The following is a 21,779-nucleotide window of genomic DNA, read 5'->3' on the forward strand; positions in this document are numbered from 1 at the left end:
GGCTACTCGCTACTCGCCGTTCGCTTCTGGGAAAAGAAATTTTTCTTAGCGAGTAGCGAGGGGCGAGCAGCGAATAGCGAAAAAGGGAGGAGATAACCATGAAATTATTTATCGATACAGCCAATGTCAAAGAAATAGAAGAGATTGGTGCTTGGGGAGTATTGGCGGGGGTAACCACAAACCCAAGCTTGGTAGCAAAGGAAGGTCGAGACTTCATTGAGGTTTTAAAAGAAATCACGGAGATCGTAGATGGGCCCATTAGCGCAGAAGTACTGAGCATGGATGCTGAGGGAATGCTTAAGGAAGGCACTGCACTGGCGAAGCTCCATAAAAATATTGTGATCAAAATTCCAATGACTGCAGAAGGTTTAAAAGCGGTGAAGGGACTTCATGAAAAAGGAATAAAAACCAATGTGACACTGATCTTCTCGGCGAATCAAGCGTTGTTAGCAGCTAGGGCAGGGGCTAGCTTTGTGAGTCCTTTTGTAGGCAGAATGGATGATATAGGGAATCCAGGGACGTATTTGATCGAGGATATTGTGGGAATCTTTGATACCCATGGGATAGAAACAGAGGTTATTGCAGCTAGTATTCGTCATCCGATGCATGTAACGGAAGCGGCATTGGCAGGCGCCCATATCGCTACCATACCTGCGGATGTATTCAAGAAAATGCTGTCTCACCCAATGACAGATCAAGGCATTGAAAAGTTTATGAAGGATTGGGAAAATAGGAGATAAGATCGAGATTGAGAAAAGATAGTGCAGGTTAGGGTTAAGGTTAAGGTTGAGGTTGAGGTTGAGGTTGAACACATGGAATGGGCGTGCCAATTCCATGTGTTTTTTAGTGAATAAAATATAGATAATCAGGAATTCTTAGCATAAATAAGAGAATAATGGTATAATAGATAGGATATAAAAGAGGTATAAGGATTTATACTGAATAAAGGATGAGATAGGTTGGAAGAAAAGCTAAGAATTTCATTGATTGATTATCTGATAGTTTCTCTGTTTATATTAAAAGGTCAGTTGTTTTATCAATATATTGAAATTGCCAATGGATATGGTAAACTGCTTATTGTATCATTGATATACTTCGTGTTTTTACGTATCGCAATATATAGAGCCTTTTCAAGAAAAGATTTACATATCTTTTATGGCACATATGCCTTTCTGTCAGTTATCATGTTTTGTGATGTGGTATACTTTCAATACTTTCACCAGATGCCGTCTATTCGATTGGTAGGACTTACCTCTCAACTGGGTGCAGTACGATCTAGTATCCAATATCTTATACAACAAAATCATTGGTTATTCCTATCTGATTTAATACCCTTAGGGATTTTCATCATAAAAAGAAAAGAAGATTTTTCTAATATATCCATAAACAATACTTGGATGATCAAGGATAGGGGAACCTTAACCATATTCTTATGCATGATGACATTGCTATTCATAAATGGTGACTTTGTGGAAAAGCTAATAAGACAAGAGTTCTTAACTTATCATATGTATGACATGTATAGTTCGATGATCGCCAAGGCAGATGGGCAAATAGATGATTATGGCCTGGAGTCATATCTATTACAAAAGAAAACCCAAGGGGTTATGGCTGAAAGTAAAAAATATTTTGGTATGGCAAAGGACAGGAACCTAATCGTGATTCAAGTAGAATCTTTACAGAACTTTGTAATGAATAGAGAATACAATGGGCAGGAAATCACGCCCAATTTAAATAGATTGCTTCAAAAGGACAGTATCTACTTTGATAACTATTATCAGCAGCTGGGAAAGGGAAATACGTCAGATGCAGAGTTTGTATCCAACAATTCCCTGTATCCCGCCATGGATGGATCTACCTATGATAAATATGGGGAAAATGACTTTTATGGACTGCCATGGGTATTAAAAGAGCAGGGCTATGATACCGCTGCTTTTCATGGACATGACCCTACCTACTGGAATCGTGATAAAGCATATCCAAAGCAGGGATTCGACCGGTTTTATCATGATGCAGATTACATTCTAGGGGATTATGTGGGCTTTGGATTAACAGATATGGATTTTTTTCATCAATCAATAGGGCATTTACAGGCAATGCCGCAGCCTTTTTATGCTTTTATGATTACATTGACCAGTCATCATCCCTATGTGTTGCCAGAGCATTATGATACGATACCCTTGAAAGAGGAGCATAGAAATACTCTTTTTGGAAACTATTTACGAACCATTCATTATACAGATGCTGCTATTGGAGAATTTATTGAAGAGCTAAAAAAACAAGGATTATATGAGAATTCTATGATTGTAGTTTATGGAGATCACTATGGATTATCTAGTAAACATTCTGAGTCTAATAAAATCATGACAGAATATCTGGGTATAACCTATGATTTTGATGAGATGTTTCGGATTCCTCTGATTTTTCATGTGCCTGGGGCGGGTGTGGTTGAGAAAAATAGCATAACTGGAGGACAGATAGATTTTATGCCTACGGTACTGAATCTTATGGGAATAGATAGTGAAAAAGCCATTATGCTAGGACAGGATTTAAACAATGCTTCAGAGGGCTTTGTAGCCCATCAGACCTATATGCTGAAGGGTTCCTATTTCGATGACTATGTGGCCCTGGAAATGTCAAGAGATGGTGTGTTTGAAAACAGCAGAGCTTGGTACATTAAAAATCAGCAGCCTGTAAATGTGGAGTTATGCCGCAAGAATTATGAGCGTGCCCTTGAAGAGATAGGAAGATCAGAGTACATATTGAGAAATAATTTGATAAAGCAATTAGATAAAATGAAATAATTGGCATAAATACTGGAAACACACGAAGTAGTGTATAATAAAATATGATATAATATAACATATATGATTTGGAAGGAGTTATCTTATGGATAGAAACTTAGCATTAGAGCTTGTAAGAGTTACGGAGACAGCCTCACTGGCTTCGGCGAGATATATGGGTAGAGGAGATAAGAACGCTGCGGATCAAGCGGCGGTAGATGGTATGAGAAAGGCATTTTCTCATGTATCTGTACGCGGCACTGTGGTTATTGGCGAAGGAGAGCTGGATGAAGCGCCGATGTTATATATTGGTGAAGAAGTTGGTACCTGTCAGCCAGGAGACCGGGAAGTAGATATCGCTGTAGATCCCTTAGATGGAACTTCATTGATTGCAAAGGGCTTGCCCAATGCCATTGCTGTAGTAGCCATGGCGCCGAGAGGAACATTACTCCATGCACCGGATACCTACATGAAGAAAATTGCCGTAGGACCAAAGGCAAAAGGTTTGGTACATATCGATGCGCCCATTGAGCAGAATTTACGAGCAGTAGCTAAGGCTTTGGATAAAGATATTTATGATTTAACTGTAATTATTCAAGATCGACCTCGACATTTTGAAATGATTCAAGAAATACGAAGAGTTGGATGTAGAATTAAGCTTTTTGGTGAGGGTGACGTAGCAGCGGCTATTGCCACTTGTTTTGACCATACAGGTGTAGATATCTTTATGGGTATCGGGGGTGCTCCCGAGGGCGTGATTGCAGCCGCCGCGCTAAAATGCTTAGAGGGAGAAATGCAAGGGAAGCTTAATCCATTTTCCGATGAAGAAATAGAGCGGTGCCATACGTTAGGTTGGAATAATGAGGATATTAATAAGGTATTGACCTTGGATGATTTGGTGAAATCCGATGATGTATTTTTTGCAGCTACGGGTGTAACTGATGGAGATTTATTAAAAGGTGTAACTTATCTGGAAAATAATCGCGCATCTACCCATTCCATCGTTATGAGATCGAAGACATCAACGATTCGATTTGTAGATGCTGTTCATAAGCTAGACAAGAACGAGACAATGATTGAAATGATGAAAAAACATAAATAAGGGGGATTTACTCATGGATAGAAATCTAGCCTTAAACTTAGCCCGGGTAACAGAAGCAGCGGCTTTAGGGGCTGCCAAGTATATGGGACGTGGAGATAAGAACATTGCTGACCAAGCGGCAGTAGATGGTATGAGGAACATGTTTGACACGCTAAATATCGATGGGGTAGTAGTGATCGGTGAGGGCGAAATGGATGAAGCCCCTATGCTATATATCGGCGAGAGAATTGGGAAAGCATCGGATGGTGCGCCCAAGGTAGACATCGCGGTAGATCCATTGGATGGCACCAATTGTGTTGCTAAGGGATTACCTAACGCTGTGGCCGTAGTGGCTATTGCGCCTCAAGGACATCTGCTAAATGCACCAGATATGTACATGGATAAGATTGCCGTGGGTCCAAAAGCAAAAGGGGTCATTGATTTAAATGCGTCAGTGAAGCAGAACCTTTTCAATGTGGCCAAGGCTTTAAATAAGAATATTGAGGATATTACCGTAACCATGCTGGACCGTGAGCGTCATGAGGGAATCATCAAGGAATGTAGAGAAGTAGGTGCAAGAATTAAGATGTTCAAGGATGGGGATGTAGGTGCTGCTATTGCCACTTGCTTTGATCATACAGGCATTGATATCATGCTTGGAATTGGCGGTGCCCCAGAAGGGGTTATTGCAGCGGCAGCATTAAAGTGCCTAGGTGGAGAGTTCCAAGGCAAGCTAGTTTCCTATAGCGATGAAGAAAGCGCAAGATGCGCAAAGATGGGTGTAGATCTAAACAAAGTATATTTGCTAGACGATATGGTAAAAGGCAATGAGGTATTTTTTGCAGCCACTGGTATCTCCGATGGAGATCTATTAAAAGGTGTAACCTATTATGGCAACAACATGGCTAAGACCCATTCAGTCGTCATGAGAGCAGAAACAGGAACCATAAGATTTATTGAAGCGATTCATAGACTAGACCAGAAACCTGAGTATGCGAAGTAAGGGTTAGAAGTTAGAGGTTAGAAGTTAGAGGTGAAAAGATAAAACAGCTAACGGCTAACCGCTAACTGTTTCCTATTTGAATAAAACATGATAATATTGGAAATAGAACTAGAATAACAATGAAATTTTATAGCGTTAACACGGAGGTGTAAATTTGGATTTATTTGAGCTTGAAAAAAAGAAAATAAGCGAGCTAAGAGAAATGGCAAAGGTCCTTGATATAAGCAATATTACAAAACATAAGAAACAAGAACTGATTGAACTGATCATTGCCAACTCCAAGAAAGAAGAAATAAAGGTAGAAGAACCCGAAAAAATCATTGACATGGACAGGCAGAAGTTGCCCCAAAAGGTCAATAACGAAATTGATAGAAGTGAAGAGGTAAATACAGTAGAAGGTGTTTTAGAGCTGACCGAAGGTGGATTTGGATTTCTTAGATTTTCAAACTTTTTAACCAGTGAAGAGGATGTGTACGTATCCCCATCCCAAATACGAAGATTCAATCTAAAGACTGGCGATAAACTTCTTGGCATTACGAGACCACCCAAGACTGGAGAAAAATTTAGAGCTCTTCTTTATGTACAGAAAGTAAACGGCGACAATCCTGAACTGGCTTCCCGAAGACCTAACTTCGATAATCTTACCCCTATTTATCCCAATGAGAGAATTTCACTTGAATATAGTCCTAGCGATCTTTCCCCAAGAATTATTGACCTAATCGCACCTATTGGTAAAGGCCAGAGAGGTCTTATTGTTGCGCCGCCAAAGGCAGGAAAAACAATTTTACTGAAAAAAATTGCCAATAGTATTGCAGAGAAACACCCTGAGATGGAAATTATTGTCCTCCTGATTGATGAAAGACCGGAGGAAGTAACAGATATGCAGCGGTCTATTAAAGGAGAGGTAATCTATTCTACCTTTGATGAGCTTCCCAGCCATCATATCAAGGTGGCTGAAATGGTATTAAATAGAGCGCAAAGACTGGTAGAGCATGGGAAAGATGTGGTAATTCTACTGGATAGTATCACTAGACTGGCGCGGGCCTATAACCTTACGATTCCTCCTACAGGAAGGACATTATCCGGTGGTTTAGATCCTGGTGCGCTTCATAAGCCCAAGAGATTCTTCGGTGCTGCTAGAAATCTGGAAGAAGGCGGAAGTCTTACCATTTTGGCAACGGCTTTGGTAGATACAGGAAGCAGAATGGATGATGTAATCTTTGAAGAGTTTAAAGGCACAGGAAACATGGAACTTCACCTAGATAGAAAGCTTTCAGAAAAGAGAATTTTCCCAGCAATTGACTTGAATAAATCAGGAACAAGAAGGGAAGAACTGTTGTTAAGTCAAAAAGAGCTTGAGACAATCTGGAGTATACGGCGAGCTATGTCAAATAATTCTACCCAAGAGGTAACAGAGTCTATTATCAATAAGCTTATGGCCACAAAGACAAATCTAGAATTTGTGGAGAATGTGAGAAATAAGATTATAGGGTAGAAAAGATAGAGTTCAAGATTGAGGAAAAGATAAGGGCAAGAGCAGGTTAAGGCTGAGGTTAAGGTTAAAAAAACAGCATTAAATTTATCAGAGGTCAATGATGCTAATCCGTTGAAACAATCGAAAATTATTCCTTGAAATGTGAAAATGCCTATGCTATAATATAGAAGTTGATAACTAGCCTTAAAGTATATTTTTATATACAGAGATACATGAAAGAAAGAGGTGAAGGGAATGAAACCAGGTATCCATCCTAACTATAAGAAGACATCTGTAAGATGTGCTTGTGGAAATACATTCGAAACAGGATCTGTTAAAGATGAAATCGTAGTAGAAATTTGTTCAGAATGCCATCCGTTCTTTACTGGTAAACAAAAGTTTGTTGACCAAGGTGGACGAGTTGAGAAGTTTAAGCAGAAATATAATAGAAAATAATAAAGTCCATAGAATAAGTCACTGAAAGGTTAGAGAGCATATCTCTAACCTTTAATATATTATAGAATTTCCGAGGGAAGGGAAGGATTGTAATGTATAGACCCAATCATCATGGTTCCATAGAAGTGGTTGTAGGACCCATGTATAGTGGAAAAAGCGAAGAGCTCATCAGAAGAATGAAACGAGCGCAGATCGCCAAACAGAAAGTAGTAGTATTCAAACCAGCTATAGATGATCGTTACTGCATTGAAAACATCGTATCTCATAATGGTTCAAAGCTTAAGGCGGTTCGTATTGTTCACGCAAAAGATATTCTTGAATACATAGAGAAAGATACCCAGGTAGTGGGAATCGATGAAGTACAGTTTTTTGATGATGAGATTGTTCAAATATGTAAACACCTAGCGGATCAGGGGGTACGGGTTATCGCGGCCGGATTAGATATGGATTTTCGCGGAGAACCCTTTGGGCCAACACCTGACCTTTTGGCTATCGCGGAGTTCGCTGACAAGCTCAGTGCCATATGCATGACTTGCGGTGAACCAGCTCACCGGACCCAGCGATTGATCAACGGAAAGCCTGCCAATTATTCGGATCCAATTATTCTGGTAGGTGCAACAGAGAGCTATGAAGCTAGATGCAGGCTTCATCATGAGGTGCCCCATGATGGGGAATGCTTTCATGAAATAGCAGCAACTATAAAATAAAATTACACAAAAGGCATTGTCTAGCTGACAATGCCTTTTAAACTATTTAAAGATATCTTTGTATCTTTCTTTTGTATCAATATTTCGGATATAGTATTTATCATTCTCTTTCTTCAGCAAAAATAGGAGCGGTTGCGGATCAAGGTTTGTAACTTCTACAATAATAGGAGAAAAGCCTTGCTGTTCTTCCATATCTTTGAGAACACCTTCAACAAATTCACCTTCTGGAATTAATCTAATTTGGATATCTTCAATCTTTATATTGTTTTCATTCTTATAATCAGTATAGATTTTGATATACGATTCTACAAAGGCATCTTCGTCCTGGGGAAGATCTAGAATTTCTTTAAAAACCTCTTTCTTTTCATTCAGTCCCGCATCAATGAAGTTGAGGACCGCATTTTCCGGGGTACTGTTTATTCTAGGAGTACAGGCCAATAGGGAAAAACTAATACAAAAAACAAGAAGAACTACTTTAAATTTTTTAAACATATAAGATGCTCCTTTTCGTTGTATTGAATTGCTGTGAAACAGGTATGCCTGTTTCATACAGAGATAGCTATACCAAAAAGATAAACACAAACAATGGTTAGCTATTGTTATTCTAGCATAAGTCAGGTGCAAAGGCTATGGATAAATATAATAGAAATTACAGCGTTTATACTATTGTGCCAAACATAACATTTTTTTATTTCTAGTGAATAACTTGTACCTCCTTAGTAAATGATTTATAATGGTATTATAAAATTGGGAAATGGAGGAAATAAAGATGCTAATGAACAAAAAGAAGATGATTGTGGTAACGATTGTGATTACGATGCTGCTATTATCCTTAAATTCCATAGGATATGCATCGCAAATAAAAAAGACAGTAGATGCTTGGTACAGCAACATTAAAGTAGTTGCTAATGGGGCAGAGGTTGCTATGGACGTAGAGCCGTTCATCGTTGATGGAAGAACATATGTACCTGTCCGTGCAGTTGCGGATATTTTTAATAAGGATGTCCAGTGGGATGGTACGAATTATAAGGTAATCATCAACAATAAACCAGATCCTACGGTTACATATCTATACAGCAGAATTGCAGAGAAAGATACACAAATAGCAGCGCTGCAAAAGCAGGTGGCAGACTTAGAAGTCCAGTTATCCAAAGGAAATGGAGATATAGATGATCTTGAAAATCAGCTGAATGATGACTATGAAGAATATGAAGATATCGATTTTAAGATTTATCTAAACGGTGATGAGGATGATATCGAAGTAGAAATCTATGTGGATTTACATGATTTTGATGATGAGTGGGATGCGCTAACTAGCTCTGATATTAAGTACTATCTTCAGGATATTGTAGATGATATTGTAGATGAATTTGAAGATGCAGATATTGAAGGATATATAGAAGATGAGGATAGCGGAGATACATTGGTGGATTTCTCTGTAGATTCTGATGGAGACGTAACCCTTGATTCACTGAACGATGATGCTGATATGGGTGATTTAGAAGATGAGCTAGACGATGAATATTATAATTACTTTGATAATTTCATTCTATCAGTAAAATTAGATGGTGATGAAGATGAGATTACTTTCTATGTTGAAATTGCCTACGATGATTATAGCGATGAGTGGGAGGAATTATCTACAAATCAAATCGAAAGACTGATGAATTATATCCATAATGACATTGAAGATGAATTTGATGATGCTGATATTGAAGGATATGTATACGATACAGACAATGATGAATACCTGGGAGATTATACATATGAAGATGGATATGATCCTAGATAAATTTAATATTTAATTTTATGAGATTGGAAATTGGATAGGGCGAATTTGATTCGTCCTTTTTCATTTGAGGCAATCTGTCCCGTAAGCTAAAGTTTTAAAAGGAGTATTTTTATCAGAAGTAGAAATTAATGATAATAAAAATGTATAGAATATTAAGAGAAATGTTTCGTTTTCTATAAATAGGAATTATAATTATATAAAATAAGAGAGTAGATAGGGAGGAGTTAATTTGAAATTTCAAAAGATTGTGGTTTGTGTTTTGTTATTTTTAAGTTTTCTAATTGGATTGATGCCAGCTCAACAAGTATTTGCGGCAGATAATGAGGTGACCATTATTGTGAATGGTATCAAGCTTTCCATGGAACAGCCTGCAGTTATAAGAACAGGTAGAGTGCTTGTGCCATTGCGGTCTATTTTTGAAGCTCTTGGTGCAGTATTGGATTGGGATCCCAAAACGCAAACTGTAAGTGCTGAAAAGGAAGGAAAAGATGTTATACTAGTAATTAATGAGAAGGTGGCTAAAGTAAATAAAAAGGAAAAGGACCTAGATGTACCACCTGTCATTATCAATGGAAGAACCTATGTACCATTAAGATTCTCTGCAGAAAGTTTAGGTGCCACAATTGAATGGGATAATGATACGAAGACAGCAACCATTGAGGATTATAGAAAGGCTGACTATGTAAATGGTGAGATGAAAAATATAACTGTAACCTCAACTAGGTTTTATAGCACTGAAGATGGAATCCCAAGTTATGGTGAGAAGCAGTATACGGATAGATTCCCAGAAGATACAACAAAATACATAAATTCAGAAGTTAGTTTTATTCATTCATTACCCGGAAGGCAATTACAAATACCAATTAAAATAGTTGTTTATGCATCGAGTGGCAAGTCTATTTATGAATCAAAATATAATCATATAATTGAAAAAGATGAAAGCAAATCATCTTTACACATGAGCTGGAAATATGATAATAATAAGTGGCTAATAGGACCCTATAAAATTGAAGTATTTTGTAATGAAAAGCTAATAGCTTATGGAAAATTTTCTATAGTTGATTAGACAAATAAAAAGAGCCTCGGCTCTTTTATTTGTCTATAGTGTTATGTACAAGATGTTTGACGATCATTTCCTTTATGCACTTTTCGTGTTACAATAGAATAGAAGTGTTATTGATTGAGATACATTAGAAACGAGGCGAAATATGAAACGAGAAGATATATTCAGAAAGAGTGCGACGCCTACCAGTGTTGGCGGTCAGGCGGTTATCGAAGGGGTCATGATGAAAGGACCCGATGCCATGGCTATCGCTGTGCGAAAGCCTGATGGTGAGATTGTCATTAAAAAAGATCCTGTACAGGCTAAAAAGAAAAGTTCTATTAAGAAGTTGCCTTTGGTACGAGGTGTCTTTGCGTTGGTGGAATCTATGATGTTAGGGGTAACTTCCCTGACTTATTCAGCAGAATTCTGGGATGATGGCAGTGAGGTTGGAGAAAAGAGCAAGCTAGAGCTGTGGATCGAGAAGAAATATGGGGATAAGGCAGATGATATCTATATAGGTTTTTCTGTATTTATTGCCCTCGCTGCGGCAATACTATTGTTTATCATTGCGCCAACGATTGTAACCAACTTCATGCGTAAAATGATTACCAATACATTCCTATTAAATGGTGTAGAGGGTATTTTCAGAATTGTATTGTTCATCGGATATGTGACCCTGATTTCTAGAATGAAGGATATACAGAGGGTATTTCAGTACCATGGTGCTGAGCATAAGACCATCCACTGCTATGAAGCAGGGAAGGAATTGACAGTGGAGAATGTAAGAGGATTTACCACATTACATCCGAGATGCGGTACTAGTTTCTTGGTGATTGTTATGGTAATCAGTATGATTCTGTTTTCTGCCATTGGTTGGCACAATCCATGGGTACGGATTTTGTCTAGATTTATACTCTTGCCGATCGTAGCGGGTTTATCCTATGAGGTTATCAAATGGGCTGGGAAAAGCAATTCGCAGCTGGTATATGCCATCAGTTATCCAGGACTGCTGATGCAGCAAATGACCACAAGAGAGCCTGATGATCGTCAAATTGAAGTTGCCATTGCAGCCATGAAGAGTGTGGTAGAAGAAGATAAGGAGGCTGACCAGTAATGGTTCGCATACAAGATGCTTTGAGAGAAGCTGTAGAAAGACTGGAAGCTATAAATATTATGACACCTCTGCTAGATGCAGAGGTGCTTTTATGTCATGTCTTAGACATGGATCGACTATTTTTATATGTCCATCGTGATAGAGAGCTGACAGAGGATCAGCTGAAGACGTATAGCAGCATGGTTGCTAAACGTCTGGAAGGGGTACCTGTCCAATATATTGTCAATAAGCAGGAATTTATGAGCTTGGACTTTTATGTGGAGGAAGGGGTATTGATTCCAAGGCCGGATACGGAGATTTTGGTGGAATCTGTATTGGCATGGGCTAAGGAACAGGGTGATCAACACAATCTGATCATTGCTGACTTGGGTACGGGTAGTGGTGCCATTACTGTGAGCCTTGCTTATTATTTGCGAGAATCCTTTGTGTACTCAGTGGACATATCTCCAAAGGCACTATCTATTGGTCGAAAAAATGCAAAAATCCTTGGCGTTGAGGAACGGATTGGATTTGTCCATGGGGATTTGTTTGAGCCTTTACGAGAAAAGGGTTTGGAGAATTGCTTGGATATTTTGGTATCAAATCCGCCTTATATTCCGAAAAAAGAAATAGATAAGCTTCAAACCGAAGTTGCAAAGTATGAACCGAAACTTGCACTGGATGGTGGAGAAGATGGTCTTGACTTTTATCGGAGAATCATCGACGAAGCATACGTTTTCCTAAAAAATGGGGGATTGATTGCTTTGGAAGTAGGTCATGATCAAGGAGAAACCATAAAAAAAATGATGGAGCATAAAAATATTTATGCAGATATCAGAAAAATAAAAGATTTGTCAGATATTGAAAGGGTTGTGGTTGCTACAGTTAGAAAATGATAAATAAATAACAAGATATAAACTGCATAAGGCATAGAAAAACGGCGTAAACGTGAAGGAAGCTAAGAATAAGAAAGATGATAGATGTTTTTCATGTGCGCCGTCGAAAGGCAAGATTTCTTGCAGGAAAAGGCGCGTTTTAAGTTTTCCCCTCCGACTATATAATGATATCATTGGTTTTTGTGCAAAATATATAGATACAGCCTCGAAAATTTATCTTACTTTGTTGTTTACTTTGTCTATCAAGATATGTACGTGATTTGGTTAGCAGATAGCGGTTAGCGGTAAGAAGAAGGTTTAGCAGCTAACGGCTAACTGCTAACAAGAGTGGACAAAGAATCGCAGACATAGGATACCAAATATCAGGCTTATTTATCTATATATGAAGAATATATAGAGTTGGAGGATAAACTCATGGAAAATGCGTCAATGATCGCAACGGATGAAATATTAACACTGATTGTTATTATTCTGGTTGTAGGAATGATTTTTGGAAAGTTAAGCAAAATTGTAAAGCTGCCGGATGTGGTGTTGTTTTTATTGGCAGGAATTATTATTGGGCCAGCCATATTAAATTGGGCCAGTGTAGAAGGGTATCCCATTGGAAATCAATTGATCTTAACCTTTGGGTCGGCCTTTATCCTCTATGATGGCGGTAGGGAAATCAAGTTGAGGGTTTTGAATGATGTGAAAGTTTCTGTAGCCTTACTTGCCAGTCTAGGTGTGTTAATTTCAGCATTTATTGTAGGCTATGCAGCCATGCTAATCTTCCATATACCTTTTATATATGCTTTACTCCTAGGCGCAGTAGTAGCCTCCACTGACCCGGCTACATTAGTACCAGTGTTTAAAGAAATTACGTTGAAGGATAAGGTAAAGCAGACGGTCATCAGTGAATCAGCCTTTAATGATGCTGTAGGTGCCATCATGGTATTCTCTATTTTGGCCATCATCCAATCGGGTACGTTCTCATTGATGGACAATTTGGGACAGCTGCTGCAGATGTCGTTTGGAGGAGTTTTGGTAGGTGCAGCTATAGGTATGAGCTTGTCGTTGCTGATTTCTGATACGAAGTACGGTATCATGCATGACTATGCTTCTATCATCTCCATCGTATCGGTGGTTATTGCTTTCATCTTTGCAGAAAAGATCGGGGGCAGCGGATATATGGCCACATTCACCACGGGATTAGTCTGTGGAAATAAGAAGAAATTAAGATTATGGGTACCAGAAGAGGATTTTGTTACACAAACCCATGTGAGAGAAACCCTCGCCTTCGTCATGAGAATGGCAATCTTTATTTTGCTAGGTACCCATGTGAATTTTCAAGTTTTAGGAAAATACTGGATGGCAGCCTTAGTTGTTGTAGTTGTGTTGATGTTTATTGCAAGACCGCTTTCTGTTTTGGCCTGCGTGCTGCCAGACCGTAAAGGGAAATGGACGGTCAATGAAATTGGGTTTCTGATGTGGGTTCGGGAAACAGGTGTAATTCCAGCAGCCCTTTCCGGTATGATTGTAAGTATGAAAATCCCCCACAGCGATGTGATTTCTTCCGTCGTATTTATGACAGTATTAATTACCCTAGGTATCCAAGCCAGCACAACAAAGTTTGTTGCTCGGAAGCTGGGGATATTGGAGAATAGAGAAGAGTTTTAAAAACGATTTGGTTAGCGGTTAGCTGTTAGCAGTTAGCCGTTTTTTCATGTGAGGTAGGTATAAATTTGGGTATTTTGGAAGAATATATAACGATGATAATATGTATTTTGTAGGGGCGATTCACGAATCGCCCGTAATGTAATCAGAAAACTTGCGATGGAAACATAGATGTGATAAAATAATCAGATGGAATATATTTTATGAGGTGAGACGGATGTTTGATAAATTAGATTTTCTTCAAGAAAAATACGATGACCTCAGCAGAAAAACTGCAGATCCTGAGGTAATCAACAATCAAAGTGAATGGCAGAAGTACATCAAAGAGCTTTCAGATATAGAGCCTATTGTAAATAAGTACAGAGAATACAAGGATACAAAAACAGGCATTGCAGAGGCAAAGAGTATCCTAGAAGAAAGTAATGATGAAGAACTAAGAGAAATGGCAAAGATGGAGCTAGGGGATCTGGAAGATTCTATTGAAACGATTGAGAATGAGTTAAAGCTATTGCTCCTTCCAAAGGATCCTAATGATGAAAAGAACGTTATCGTGGAAATACGGGCAGGGGCTGGTGGTGATGAAGCTGGTCTTTTTGCCGGTGAATTATTGAGAATGTATACCAGATATGCAGAAAGAAGACGCTGGAAAGTGGAAATGATGAGCTTAAATGAAACTGGTGTAGGTGGAATCAAGGAAGTTATTTTCATGATCAAAGGAAGCGGTGCTTATTCTCGTCTGAAGTACGAGAGCGGTGTTCATAGGGTACAAAGAATACCAGCTACAGAATCTGGCGGAAGAATTCATACATCAACTGCAACGGTGGCAGTGCTTCCAGAGGTAGATGATGTGGCAATTGACATCAATCCAAACGAAGTGCGTGTAGATGTATTTAGATCTTCTGGTAATGGTGGACAGAGCGTTAACACCACAGACTCAGCGGTAAGATTAACGCATATACCAACGGGCATGGTGGTTTCATGTCAGGATGAAAAGTCTCAGCTAAAGAATAAGGAAAAGGCGTTTAAAATCTTAAAGGCTAGATTGTATGATAAAATGCTGGAAGAGCAAAATGCAGAGGTAGCAGAGGCTAGAAGAAGCCAAGTAGGTACTGGAGACCGAAGTGAAAGAATCAGGACCTATAACTATCCTCAAGGCAGGGTATCAGAGCATAGAATCAATTTAACCCTGTATAAACTTGACTATTTCCTAGATGGAGATATCGATGAAATTCTTGATGCATTGATTACATCAGACCAAGCAGAAAGAATGAAGCAAGTGGTGTAGGATAGGATACCCGTTTGGAGTTGGTGTCTTATCAGGAGTGTTCAGTCGTAGTAGGGCAGCATCTTAACCTCGGTACGCGGTGTCCGGTGTTCGGGGAGGAAGAAATGCTGTGGGGTCGATGGGGTTAAAACATATCGTCATAGAATAAAATGCTGAGCGACTAGCAAATAGTTGCTCAGCATTTTTTATCGCGTACCTTGTATAGGGCTCGTACATCGAAAGGATCGTATCCGTGACACCATGTACCGGATCCCGCGTACCGAAGATTTTACACCGAGTTTCGCCACTTGAAAAAAATGGATGACGGTGATAAACTATAATAAGACTTTTCGTATACGTCGTATTTAGGAGAAGGTGCGAAGATGGCAGTAAAATATAAAGGATACACATAAACATTGTCCTAGACATAATCTTAGAAAAGGGGGACGATTTTATGGAATCTAAAATGTTTTTCTTGTTACAAATAGCAATCTTATTATTGGGAGCCAACCTGGGGGGCTGGGTTAGCACGAAGTTAAAACAGCCAGCGGTGTTAGGGCAGATTTTAGTGGGCATTATATTGGGATTGGGAATAATTAAAGAGACGGAGCTTATTCATCATATTTCTGAAATTGGTGTTGTATTTTTGATGTTTATCGCAGGTCTAGAAACGGATGTGGAAGAGTTGAAAGCATCCAAGAGTTCTTCTTCAGCCATCGCCCTGGGCGGTGTAGTATTTCCTCTAGTGATGGTGTCGGGGGCTGCTTACCTGATCACGGGAGAGATGATTAGCAGTATTTTTCTTGGTATCGTTTCAACGGCCACCAGCGTAAGTATATCGGTGCAAACCCTTCGCGAACTAGGGCATCTACGGACGAAGCAGGGTGTAGGCATTTTAGGGGCTGCGATTATAGATGATATCGTAGGAATTATTTTATTAACGGTTATGATTGGTATGGTGAAGCCTAGCGCAGGGAGTAATGTACTGGTCGTGCTGATAAAAATTGCCTTATTCTTTTTTATTACTTTTGTGGTCGGAACGATTTTGGTAAAAATGCTCCGGCGCATAAATAAAGCCATAAACCTTAATGACAAGATTGTTACGTATGCTGTTGTATGTTGCTTTGTATTGGCTTTCGTATCAGAGGAGCTGGGCGTGGCAGCCATCACAGGGGCTTATTTTGCAGGCGTGATTTTATCCATGACACCCTATCACCGTAAGATATCCTATGATATTCAGTTGGTGGCATATTCTTTCTTTACCCCCATCTTTTTCGTAGGGATTGGACTAGGTGTACATTTAAGTTCTCTTGGTCATGCTTTAGGTTTTGGTGTACTCTTGCTGGTGCTAGGAATTATTGGAAAAATTGTTGGCTGCGGTTTGGGTGCCAAGCTAACGGGCTTTAGCAATCGGCATTCTTTACAGATCGGTATCGGGATGATACCAAGGGCAGAAGTGGCAATCATTATTGCAAACTTAGGGCTGCAGATGAAGATCATTGGCAGTGATGAATTTACCTCTGTTATATTGTTGGTGATTGTGACCACCTTGATGACGCCATCACTATTGAAGATGGCCTTTAAGGAGGAAAAGAAGGGGTTGGCTGTGCAAAACAGTTAGTATGTATACCTGTAGGTCTTGCGGAACAGGCATGCCTGTTCCCTACGGTGAATAAAAGAATATTTGTTAAGTTTGAGCCTTTGGGAAACCAAAGGCTTTTTGTATTATTGCAGGTAGAAATAGAATATATATTAAGGATAAGATTAAGGGTGAGATCTGTAGGGGCGATTCAAGAATCGTCCATTGACTTCAGATAACCACTAACCCTACAGGAGGTAAAGACATATGTCTATCATATCAAAAACCACATTGATTGGTTTTGCGGTGGGAATGATGGGGACTGGATTGGGCGGTTTGATTGCTTTTTTTCTAAGGAACCCCAGTAGAAAGTTTCTCAGTTTTATCCTAGGATGCTCTAGCGGTCTGATGTTGGCCATTGTATGCTTTGACTTGCTGCCTGAGGCTTTTGAACTTGGTCATATATCCATTGGTGTTTTAGGAATTGTGGCAGGAGTGATACTAATTGTTTTTCTTGATACGAAAATCTCCGATGACCACGGCCATGGACTGCTTTTATCAAAAGAAAGCTTTGTGAAAACAGGATTTTTGTTAGGGGTAGGCGTAGCGCTGCATAATTTACCAGAGGGCTTAGCCATTGGATCGGGATTTATGGCCACGAAAGAATTGGGGATAGGAATCTCTATCGTGATTGCTTTGCATAACATTCCTGAAGGTATTTCCATGGCTACACCCATGTGTGTGGGCGGGATACCAAGATGGAAGGCTTTTCTTTATACCATCATGGTGGGTATTCCCATGGGCTTAGGTGCATTTGTTGGTGTGCTCCTGGGAGAAATCTCCCAGGGACTAATTGCTTTTTGTCTAGCATTCGCAGGTGGAACCATGCTGTATATCACCTGTGGAGAGTTGATCCCCAAAGCCCATGGCCTAAATGAAAGCCGAATCTCCAGCTATGGTGTGATTCTGGGGTTTATCATAGGAATGATTGTGGCGGTGAAATTGTAGGAATAGCAACAATCGGGTGGGGAAACCCCACCCCTACGAGGGTTCAAGAATTTCTTTGGTAGGGGCAGGGTCATCCTGCCCGGGGTATAGGAATACACCTTGTGTAATATTAGCCATCACTGATTGAAAAAAGGATTTAAGTCACTCTGTTTTGGTGTATAATAATGGATAGTACATACAGAGACTCGCCCTAAATTTCTTTAGCGAGAAGCCAGCGGCGAGTAGTGAATAGCGATAAAAAAACAGAGGTGAATACTTTGATACATACACAAATTTTGGAGATAAATCCTAATGACATAGACATGGACAAGCTTGCCATGGCGGGAAATATTTTAAGAGATGGAGGAACCGTGGCTTTTCCTACGGAAACAGTTTATGGCCTGGGTGCCAATGCCTTAGATGAAGCTGCTGTAAAGAAGATATTTGAGGCCAAGGGACGGCCATCAGACAATCCATTGATCGTTCACATAGCAAATATTGAGGATGTAAAGCCATTGGTTATGGATATTCCTGATCATGTCCATGTTTTAATGGAAAAATTTTGGCCAGGTCCATTAACCTTGGTCTTCCCTAAGTCCAATATTGTACCTTCTATGATTACAGGAGGACTGGATACGGTAGCTATTCGAATGCCTGCCCATCCTATTGCAAGGAATTTGATTGCTATGGCTGGTGTACCAGTGGCTGCACCAAGTGCCAACCTATCAGGAAAGCCCAGTCCTACGCTGGCAAGTCATGTAGTGGAGGATCTGCTGGGAAGGGTAGATGCTATCATCAGTGGTGGCAACTGTGAAGTAGGTGTAGAATCCACTGTGTTAGACATAACGGGTGAGGTTCCTATGATTCTTCGTCCAGGTGGCGTAACCAAAGAAGCTTTAGCGTCAGTGCTTGGTGAAGTTGTGGTGGACAGAGCCATCACTGCAGGGGATGAAAAGCATCTAATCCCCAAGTCCCCGGGTATGAAATACACCCATTATGCACCAAAGGCAAATGTCGTTGTGGTGGAAGGGGAGTTGCAAGCTGTTGTAAACAAGATTCAGCAAATACAGCAGGAAAAACAAAAAACTGGTATGAAAGTAGGAATAATGGCAACTGATGAGACAAAAGATAAATATGATAATGCCCAAATTCTATCGGTAGGAAGCAGAGAAAGATTAGAGACGATTACGAATAATTTGTTTAGAGTGCTTCGAGAATTCGATGAAATAGGAGTAGATATCATATTGGCTGAAGCCATAGAACGAAAAGGCTTAGGGGATGCCGTTATGAATAGATTATTGAAGGCGGCGGGGAATAGTGTGGAGAGAGTTTAGTTGATAGGTTAGCGGTTGGCCGTTAGCAGGTTAGCAGATCTGGGGCGATCTATATGGTCACTAAAGAATATGAAAGACAGCAGTAGCTAATGCAATGAAACCGCATAATAATTTGTACTTCTTCAAAGATAGACCTAAATACGGCTAACCGCTAACTGCTAACAAGAATGAAGCTAGATTAAGCAAACGAATTAATACACTGATCATGAAATCATAGGAAATATGATATTCAAAGCGAGGTGAATGATAATGAAAACAATTCTATTTGTCTGTACAGGCAATACATGCAGAAGCAGCATGGCCGAAAGTATGATGCGGAAGATGTTGGAGGATGTCGGTGAAGCAACAGCTGGAATAAAAGTTATTTCTGCGGGAACAGCAGCGGCTAAGGGGCAAGGGGCTTCAAAGCATGCCATTCAAGTGATGCAGGAAAAGAATATTGATTTACACAAGCATCGATCCACACCTTTGTCGAAACCATTGATCGATCAAGCTGATGTGATTTTGACCATGACGAGAAACCATAAATCACAAGTATTGAGTATGGCACCTGATGCTGCCCACAAGACATTTACTTTGAAAGAGTATGCTGGAAGGTTGGGGGACGACAAGGAAATCATGACAGAAATCGAAAAGCTGCAAGGAATCATTCGAAAGAAAAAGGTAGATTTCTATAAAGAGTATGAGGATGAGATTATTGTCCTAAGGAATCAAAGGAAAGAGCTGATGGACCGTCTCCAGGCCATTGATGATCGAATCAAGGAATTAGAGAGTGAAATGGCAAAGACTGTCGAGAATGAACAGCGGGAAGTTACGTATCTACAGGACATGCTGCCTTCAGTGGATATACTAGATCCCTTTGGTCAACCCTCTTGGATCTATAGAGAGTGTGCAAAAGAAATTGAGGAAGCTTTAAAAGTAATTATCCAAAAAATAACACATCAATAATATCGTCAATATCAGTTGAATTTTAAATGCTCAAGTGTTAAAATGTTGTAGGCTATAAGGTTCGAGGTTAGAAGTTAGATGTTAGAAGTTAGAAGATTACTGAAGATTTAGAGTTTTGGCTAACTGCTAACGGCTAACCGCTAACAACTAACGGGAGGTGTATACATATGAAAATTGCCCTTGGCAGTGACCACGGTGGCTTTAAGTTAAAGGAAGAGATTAAGAAATATCTTGAGGAAAGAGGCATTGCATACCAGGATTTTGGAACCAATTCATCTGAATCTGTGGACTATCCAGCGTTTGGGATGAAGGTTGCAGAGGCCGTGGTTGAAGGTGCATGCGAGCGGGGAATTCTTTGCTGTGGTACTGGAATTGGAATATCTATTTCCGCCAATAAAGTACCTGGCATCCGATGTGCAGTGGTAACAGATACCTTTTCTGCTCAGATGTCCAGAGAACACAACAATGCCAATATACTTGCTTTAGGAGAGCGGGTTGTTGGGGTAGGACTAGCCCTAAAGATCGTAGAAGTATGGCTAGAAACTGAATTCGCAGGCGGAAGACATGAGAACAGAGTAAATCAAATCGGTGATATTGAAGCAAAGTACAAAGGTTAGGCGTCTAGTGAGTAAAGAAGTAATTAGATGGTTTGTACATCTAACTTCTAACTTCTAACCTCTAACCTCTATTATGGGAGGAGCGAGAAAATGAAAAATGTATTTGTGATGGACCATCCATTGATTCAGCATAAGTTGACATTGATTCGAGATAAGGAAACAGGTTCAAAGGAGTTTAGAGAAGCAATAAAAGAGATTGCCATGCTGATGGGTTATGAAGCAACAAGAAGTCTGCCACTACAGGAAATCGAGATCGAGACACCTATTTGTAAGACAAAGACGAAGGTGCTAGCAGGTAGAAAGCTAGGGATTGTACCAATTTTAAGAGCTGGTCTTGGAATGGTAGACGGTATGTTAAATTTAATTCCAGCGGCGAAGGTTGGACATATTGGTTTGTATAGAGATCCTGAAACTTTAGAACCAGTAGAATATTACTGCAAGCTTCCAGCCGATGTTCATGAGAGAGATTTGATTGTTTTAGATCCAATGTTGGCTACCGGCGGTTCTGCCAAAGCGGCAATTCAATTCATCAAAGACCGTGGTGCAACAAGCATTAGATTTATGTGCTTGATCGCTTCACCAGAAGGCATTAAGGTGATTTCAGAGGCTCATCCTGATGTAGAAATTTATGTTGCTGCTGTTGATGAGAAGTTAAATGACCATGCCTATATCGTACCTGGCTTAGGGGACGCAGGCGACCGATTGTTCGGAACGAAATAAAGAATATAAAAGGGGTGAGCCTTAAGGGTTCATCCCTTTTCACATTTTTCATAGGTGATGCATAGGATAGATAAAATGCTGTTTTTGAGGGAGATGATTGATTCGCGAAATGGAAAAAAGTAGTACATCTTGATCATGTCCCATTTTGAAATAACTTGCAGGAATCTGGCATAGGAATGTAGAAGTATGTTTGTAGGAAAGGGCTATTCGCTGCTCGCTACTGGCTACTCGCTGTTGGGTACGATAATAGGGCGATTGGTGGTAGAGTAGCAAGTAAAAGAACTAGATATTTTCATAGAAATCGTTACACGATTTCTATGAAAAATGCAACAAATGAGTAAGTATTA

At 39.7% G+C, this 21,779-nt stretch carries 20 protein-coding genes; 19 read left to right on the forward strand and 1 reads right to left on the reverse strand.

Annotated features, from left to right (window positions below; genetic code table 11):
- The first annotated feature begins 98 nt into the window (after positions 1-98).
- The 7 genes from fsa to K0R93_RS02620 all read left to right on the forward strand — a co-directional run bounded on the left by fsa (position 99) and on the right by K0R93_RS02620 (position 7,504).
- A complete protein-coding gene (gene fsa / locus K0R93_RS02590; protein WP_300297142.1) occupies positions 99-740 on the forward strand; it encodes a fructose-6-phosphate aldolase in 642 nt (213 codons plus the stop codon).
- A 219-nt stretch (positions 741-959) separates the two neighbouring features.
- Positions 960-2,804 carry an LTA synthase family protein gene (locus K0R93_RS02595; RefSeq protein ID WP_300297144.1) on the forward strand — a complete coding sequence of 615 codons (1,845 nt, stop codon included), beginning with the start codon at positions 960-962 and terminating at the stop codon, positions 2,802-2,804.
- A gap of 85 nt (positions 2,805-2,889) precedes the next feature.
- Complete coding sequence (gene glpX / locus K0R93_RS02600) at positions 2,890-3,885, forward strand: class II fructose-bisphosphatase (protein WP_300297147.1); 996 nt, start codon at positions 2,890-2,892, stop codon at positions 3,883-3,885.
- A 13-nt stretch (positions 3,886-3,898) separates the two neighbouring features.
- Positions 3,899-4,867, forward strand: coding sequence for a class II fructose-bisphosphatase (gene glpX / locus K0R93_RS02605; RefSeq protein ID WP_300297150.1), 969 nt, complete (start codon positions 3,899-3,901; stop codon positions 4,865-4,867).
- Between the two features lie 154 nt (positions 4,868-5,021).
- The gene (rho, locus tag K0R93_RS02610) at positions 5,022-6,362 is read left to right on the forward strand and encodes a transcription termination factor Rho (protein ID WP_300297153.1); all 1,341 of its coding nucleotides are present in this window, start codon (positions 5,022-5,024) and stop codon (positions 6,360-6,362) included.
- Positions 6,363-6,596: 234 nt separating this feature from the next.
- Complete coding sequence (gene rpmE, locus K0R93_RS02615) at positions 6,597-6,797, forward strand: 50S ribosomal protein L31 (protein ID WP_300297156.1); 201 nt, start codon at positions 6,597-6,599, stop codon at positions 6,795-6,797.
- 92 nt (positions 6,798-6,889) lie between these two features.
- Positions 6,890-7,504 (forward strand): thymidine kinase, encoded by a 615-nt coding sequence (locus K0R93_RS02620; RefSeq protein ID WP_300297159.1) that lies wholly within the window; start codon positions 6,890-6,892, stop codon positions 7,502-7,504.
- A 42-nt stretch (positions 7,505-7,546) separates the two neighbouring features.
- Here K0R93_RS02620 and K0R93_RS02625 read toward each other — a convergent pair whose 3' ends face one another.
- The gene (locus tag K0R93_RS02625; RefSeq protein WP_300297162.1) at positions 7,547-7,996 is read right to left on the reverse strand and encodes a hypothetical protein; all 450 of its coding nucleotides are present in this window, start codon (positions 7,994-7,996) and stop codon (positions 7,547-7,549) included.
- 277 nt (positions 7,997-8,273) lie between these two features.
- Between K0R93_RS02625 and K0R93_RS02630 the strand changes: the two genes are divergently transcribed.
- The 12 genes from K0R93_RS02630 (at position 8,274) to upp (ending at position 21,432) form a co-directional block, all read left to right on the forward strand.
- Positions 8,274-9,296 (forward strand): stalk domain-containing protein, encoded by a 1,023-nt coding sequence (locus tag K0R93_RS02630; RefSeq protein ID WP_300297164.1) that lies wholly within the window; start codon positions 8,274-8,276, stop codon positions 9,294-9,296.
- A 229-nt stretch (positions 9,297-9,525) separates the two neighbouring features.
- Positions 9,526-10,362 carry a copper amine oxidase N-terminal domain-containing protein gene (locus K0R93_RS02635; protein ID WP_300297167.1) on the forward strand — a complete coding sequence of 279 codons (837 nt, stop codon included), beginning with the start codon at positions 9,526-9,528 and terminating at the stop codon, positions 10,360-10,362.
- A gap of 142 nt (positions 10,363-10,504) precedes the next feature.
- Positions 10,505-11,455, forward strand: a complete 951-nt coding sequence (locus K0R93_RS02640; protein ID WP_300297170.1) for a DUF1385 domain-containing protein — start codon at positions 10,505-10,507, stop codon at positions 11,453-11,455.
- On the forward strand, positions 11,455-12,330 hold the full coding sequence (prmC, locus tag K0R93_RS02645; protein WP_300297173.1) for a peptide chain release factor N(5)-glutamine methyltransferase: 876 nt from the start codon (positions 11,455-11,457) through the stop codon (positions 12,328-12,330). The genes K0R93_RS02640 and prmC overlap by 1 nt, the downstream gene beginning before the upstream one ends.
- A gap of 414 nt (positions 12,331-12,744) precedes the next feature.
- Positions 12,745-13,986, forward strand: a complete 1,242-nt coding sequence (locus K0R93_RS02650) for a cation:proton antiporter (protein WP_300297175.1) — start codon at positions 12,745-12,747, stop codon at positions 13,984-13,986.
- Between the two features lie 214 nt (positions 13,987-14,200).
- On the forward strand, positions 14,201-15,268 hold the full coding sequence (prfA, locus tag K0R93_RS02655; protein WP_300297177.1) for a peptide chain release factor 1: 1,068 nt from the start codon (positions 14,201-14,203) through the stop codon (positions 15,266-15,268).
- Between the two features lie 433 nt (positions 15,269-15,701).
- Positions 15,702-16,868 (forward strand): cation:proton antiporter, encoded by a 1,167-nt coding sequence (locus K0R93_RS02660; protein WP_300297179.1) that lies wholly within the window; start codon positions 15,702-15,704, stop codon positions 16,866-16,868.
- Between the two features lie 225 nt (positions 16,869-17,093).
- Complete coding sequence (locus K0R93_RS02665; protein ID WP_300297182.1) at positions 17,094-17,834, forward strand: ZIP family metal transporter; 741 nt, start codon at positions 17,094-17,096, stop codon at positions 17,832-17,834.
- Between the two features lie 224 nt (positions 17,835-18,058).
- Positions 18,059-19,147 carry an L-threonylcarbamoyladenylate synthase gene (locus K0R93_RS02670; RefSeq protein WP_330684986.1) on the forward strand — a complete coding sequence of 363 codons (1,089 nt, stop codon included), beginning with the start codon at positions 18,059-18,061 and terminating at the stop codon, positions 19,145-19,147.
- 249 nt (positions 19,148-19,396) lie between these two features.
- Complete coding sequence (locus K0R93_RS02675; RefSeq protein WP_300297185.1) at positions 19,397-20,095, forward strand: low molecular weight protein arginine phosphatase; 699 nt, start codon at positions 19,397-19,399, stop codon at positions 20,093-20,095.
- 167 nt (positions 20,096-20,262) lie between these two features.
- Positions 20,263-20,712, forward strand: a complete 450-nt coding sequence (gene rpiB, locus K0R93_RS02680) for a ribose 5-phosphate isomerase B (protein ID WP_300297188.1) — start codon at positions 20,263-20,265, stop codon at positions 20,710-20,712.
- 90 nt (positions 20,713-20,802) lie between these two features.
- Entirely contained in the window at positions 20,803-21,432 is a 630-nt protein-coding gene (upp, locus tag K0R93_RS02685) for a uracil phosphoribosyltransferase (protein ID WP_300297191.1), read from the forward strand.
- The last annotated feature ends 347 nt before the right edge of the window (positions 21,433-21,779 follow it).

It is taken from the genome of Anaerosolibacter sp. (assembly GCF_029240175.1).
Taxonomy (GTDB): Bacteria; Bacillota; Clostridia; order Peptostreptococcales; family Thermotaleaceae; genus Anaerosolibacter.

What these genes read in the sequence shown, in the direction of transcription:
- fsa (WP_300297142.1), top strand. Translation starts at nt 99, where the DNA reads ATGAAATTATTTATCGATACAGCCAATGTCAAAGAAATAGAAGAGATT.
- glpX (WP_300297147.1), top strand. Translation starts at nt 2,890, where the DNA reads ATGGATAGAAACTTAGCATTAGAGCTTGTAAGAGTTACGGAGACAGCC.
- glpX (WP_300297150.1), top strand. Translation starts at nt 3,899, where the DNA reads ATGGATAGAAATCTAGCCTTAAACTTAGCCCGGGTAACAGAAGCAGCG.
- rpmE (WP_300297156.1), top strand. Translation starts at nt 6,597, where the DNA reads ATGAAACCAGGTATCCATCCTAACTATAAGAAGACATCTGTAAGATGT.
- K0R93_RS02620 (WP_300297159.1), top strand. Translation starts at nt 6,890, where the DNA reads ATGTATAGACCCAATCATCATGGTTCCATAGAAGTGGTTGTAGGACCC.
- K0R93_RS02625 (WP_300297162.1), bottom strand. Translation starts at nt 7,996, where the DNA reads ATGTTTAAAAAATTTAAAGTAGTTCTTCTTGTTTTTTGTATTAGTTTT.
- K0R93_RS02630 (WP_300297164.1), top strand. Translation starts at nt 8,274, where the DNA reads ATGCTAATGAACAAAAAGAAGATGATTGTGGTAACGATTGTGATTACG.
- K0R93_RS02640 (WP_300297170.1), top strand. Translation starts at nt 10,505, where the DNA reads ATGAAACGAGAAGATATATTCAGAAAGAGTGCGACGCCTACCAGTGTT.
- prmC (WP_300297173.1), top strand. Translation starts at nt 11,455, where the DNA reads ATGGTTCGCATACAAGATGCTTTGAGAGAAGCTGTAGAAAGACTGGAA.
- K0R93_RS02650 (WP_300297175.1), top strand. Translation starts at nt 12,745, where the DNA reads ATGGAAAATGCGTCAATGATCGCAACGGATGAAATATTAACACTGATT.
- prfA (WP_300297177.1), top strand. Translation starts at nt 14,201, where the DNA reads ATGTTTGATAAATTAGATTTTCTTCAAGAAAAATACGATGACCTCAGC.
- K0R93_RS02660 (WP_300297179.1), top strand. Translation starts at nt 15,702, where the DNA reads ATGGAATCTAAAATGTTTTTCTTGTTACAAATAGCAATCTTATTATTG.
- K0R93_RS02665 (WP_300297182.1), top strand. Translation starts at nt 17,094, where the DNA reads ATGTCTATCATATCAAAAACCACATTGATTGGTTTTGCGGTGGGAATG.
- K0R93_RS02675 (WP_300297185.1), top strand. Translation starts at nt 19,397, where the DNA reads ATGAAAACAATTCTATTTGTCTGTACAGGCAATACATGCAGAAGCAGC.
- rpiB (WP_300297188.1), top strand. Translation starts at nt 20,263, where the DNA reads ATGAAAATTGCCCTTGGCAGTGACCACGGTGGCTTTAAGTTAAAGGAA.
- upp (WP_300297191.1), top strand. Translation starts at nt 20,803, where the DNA reads ATGAAAAATGTATTTGTGATGGACCATCCATTGATTCAGCATAAGTTG.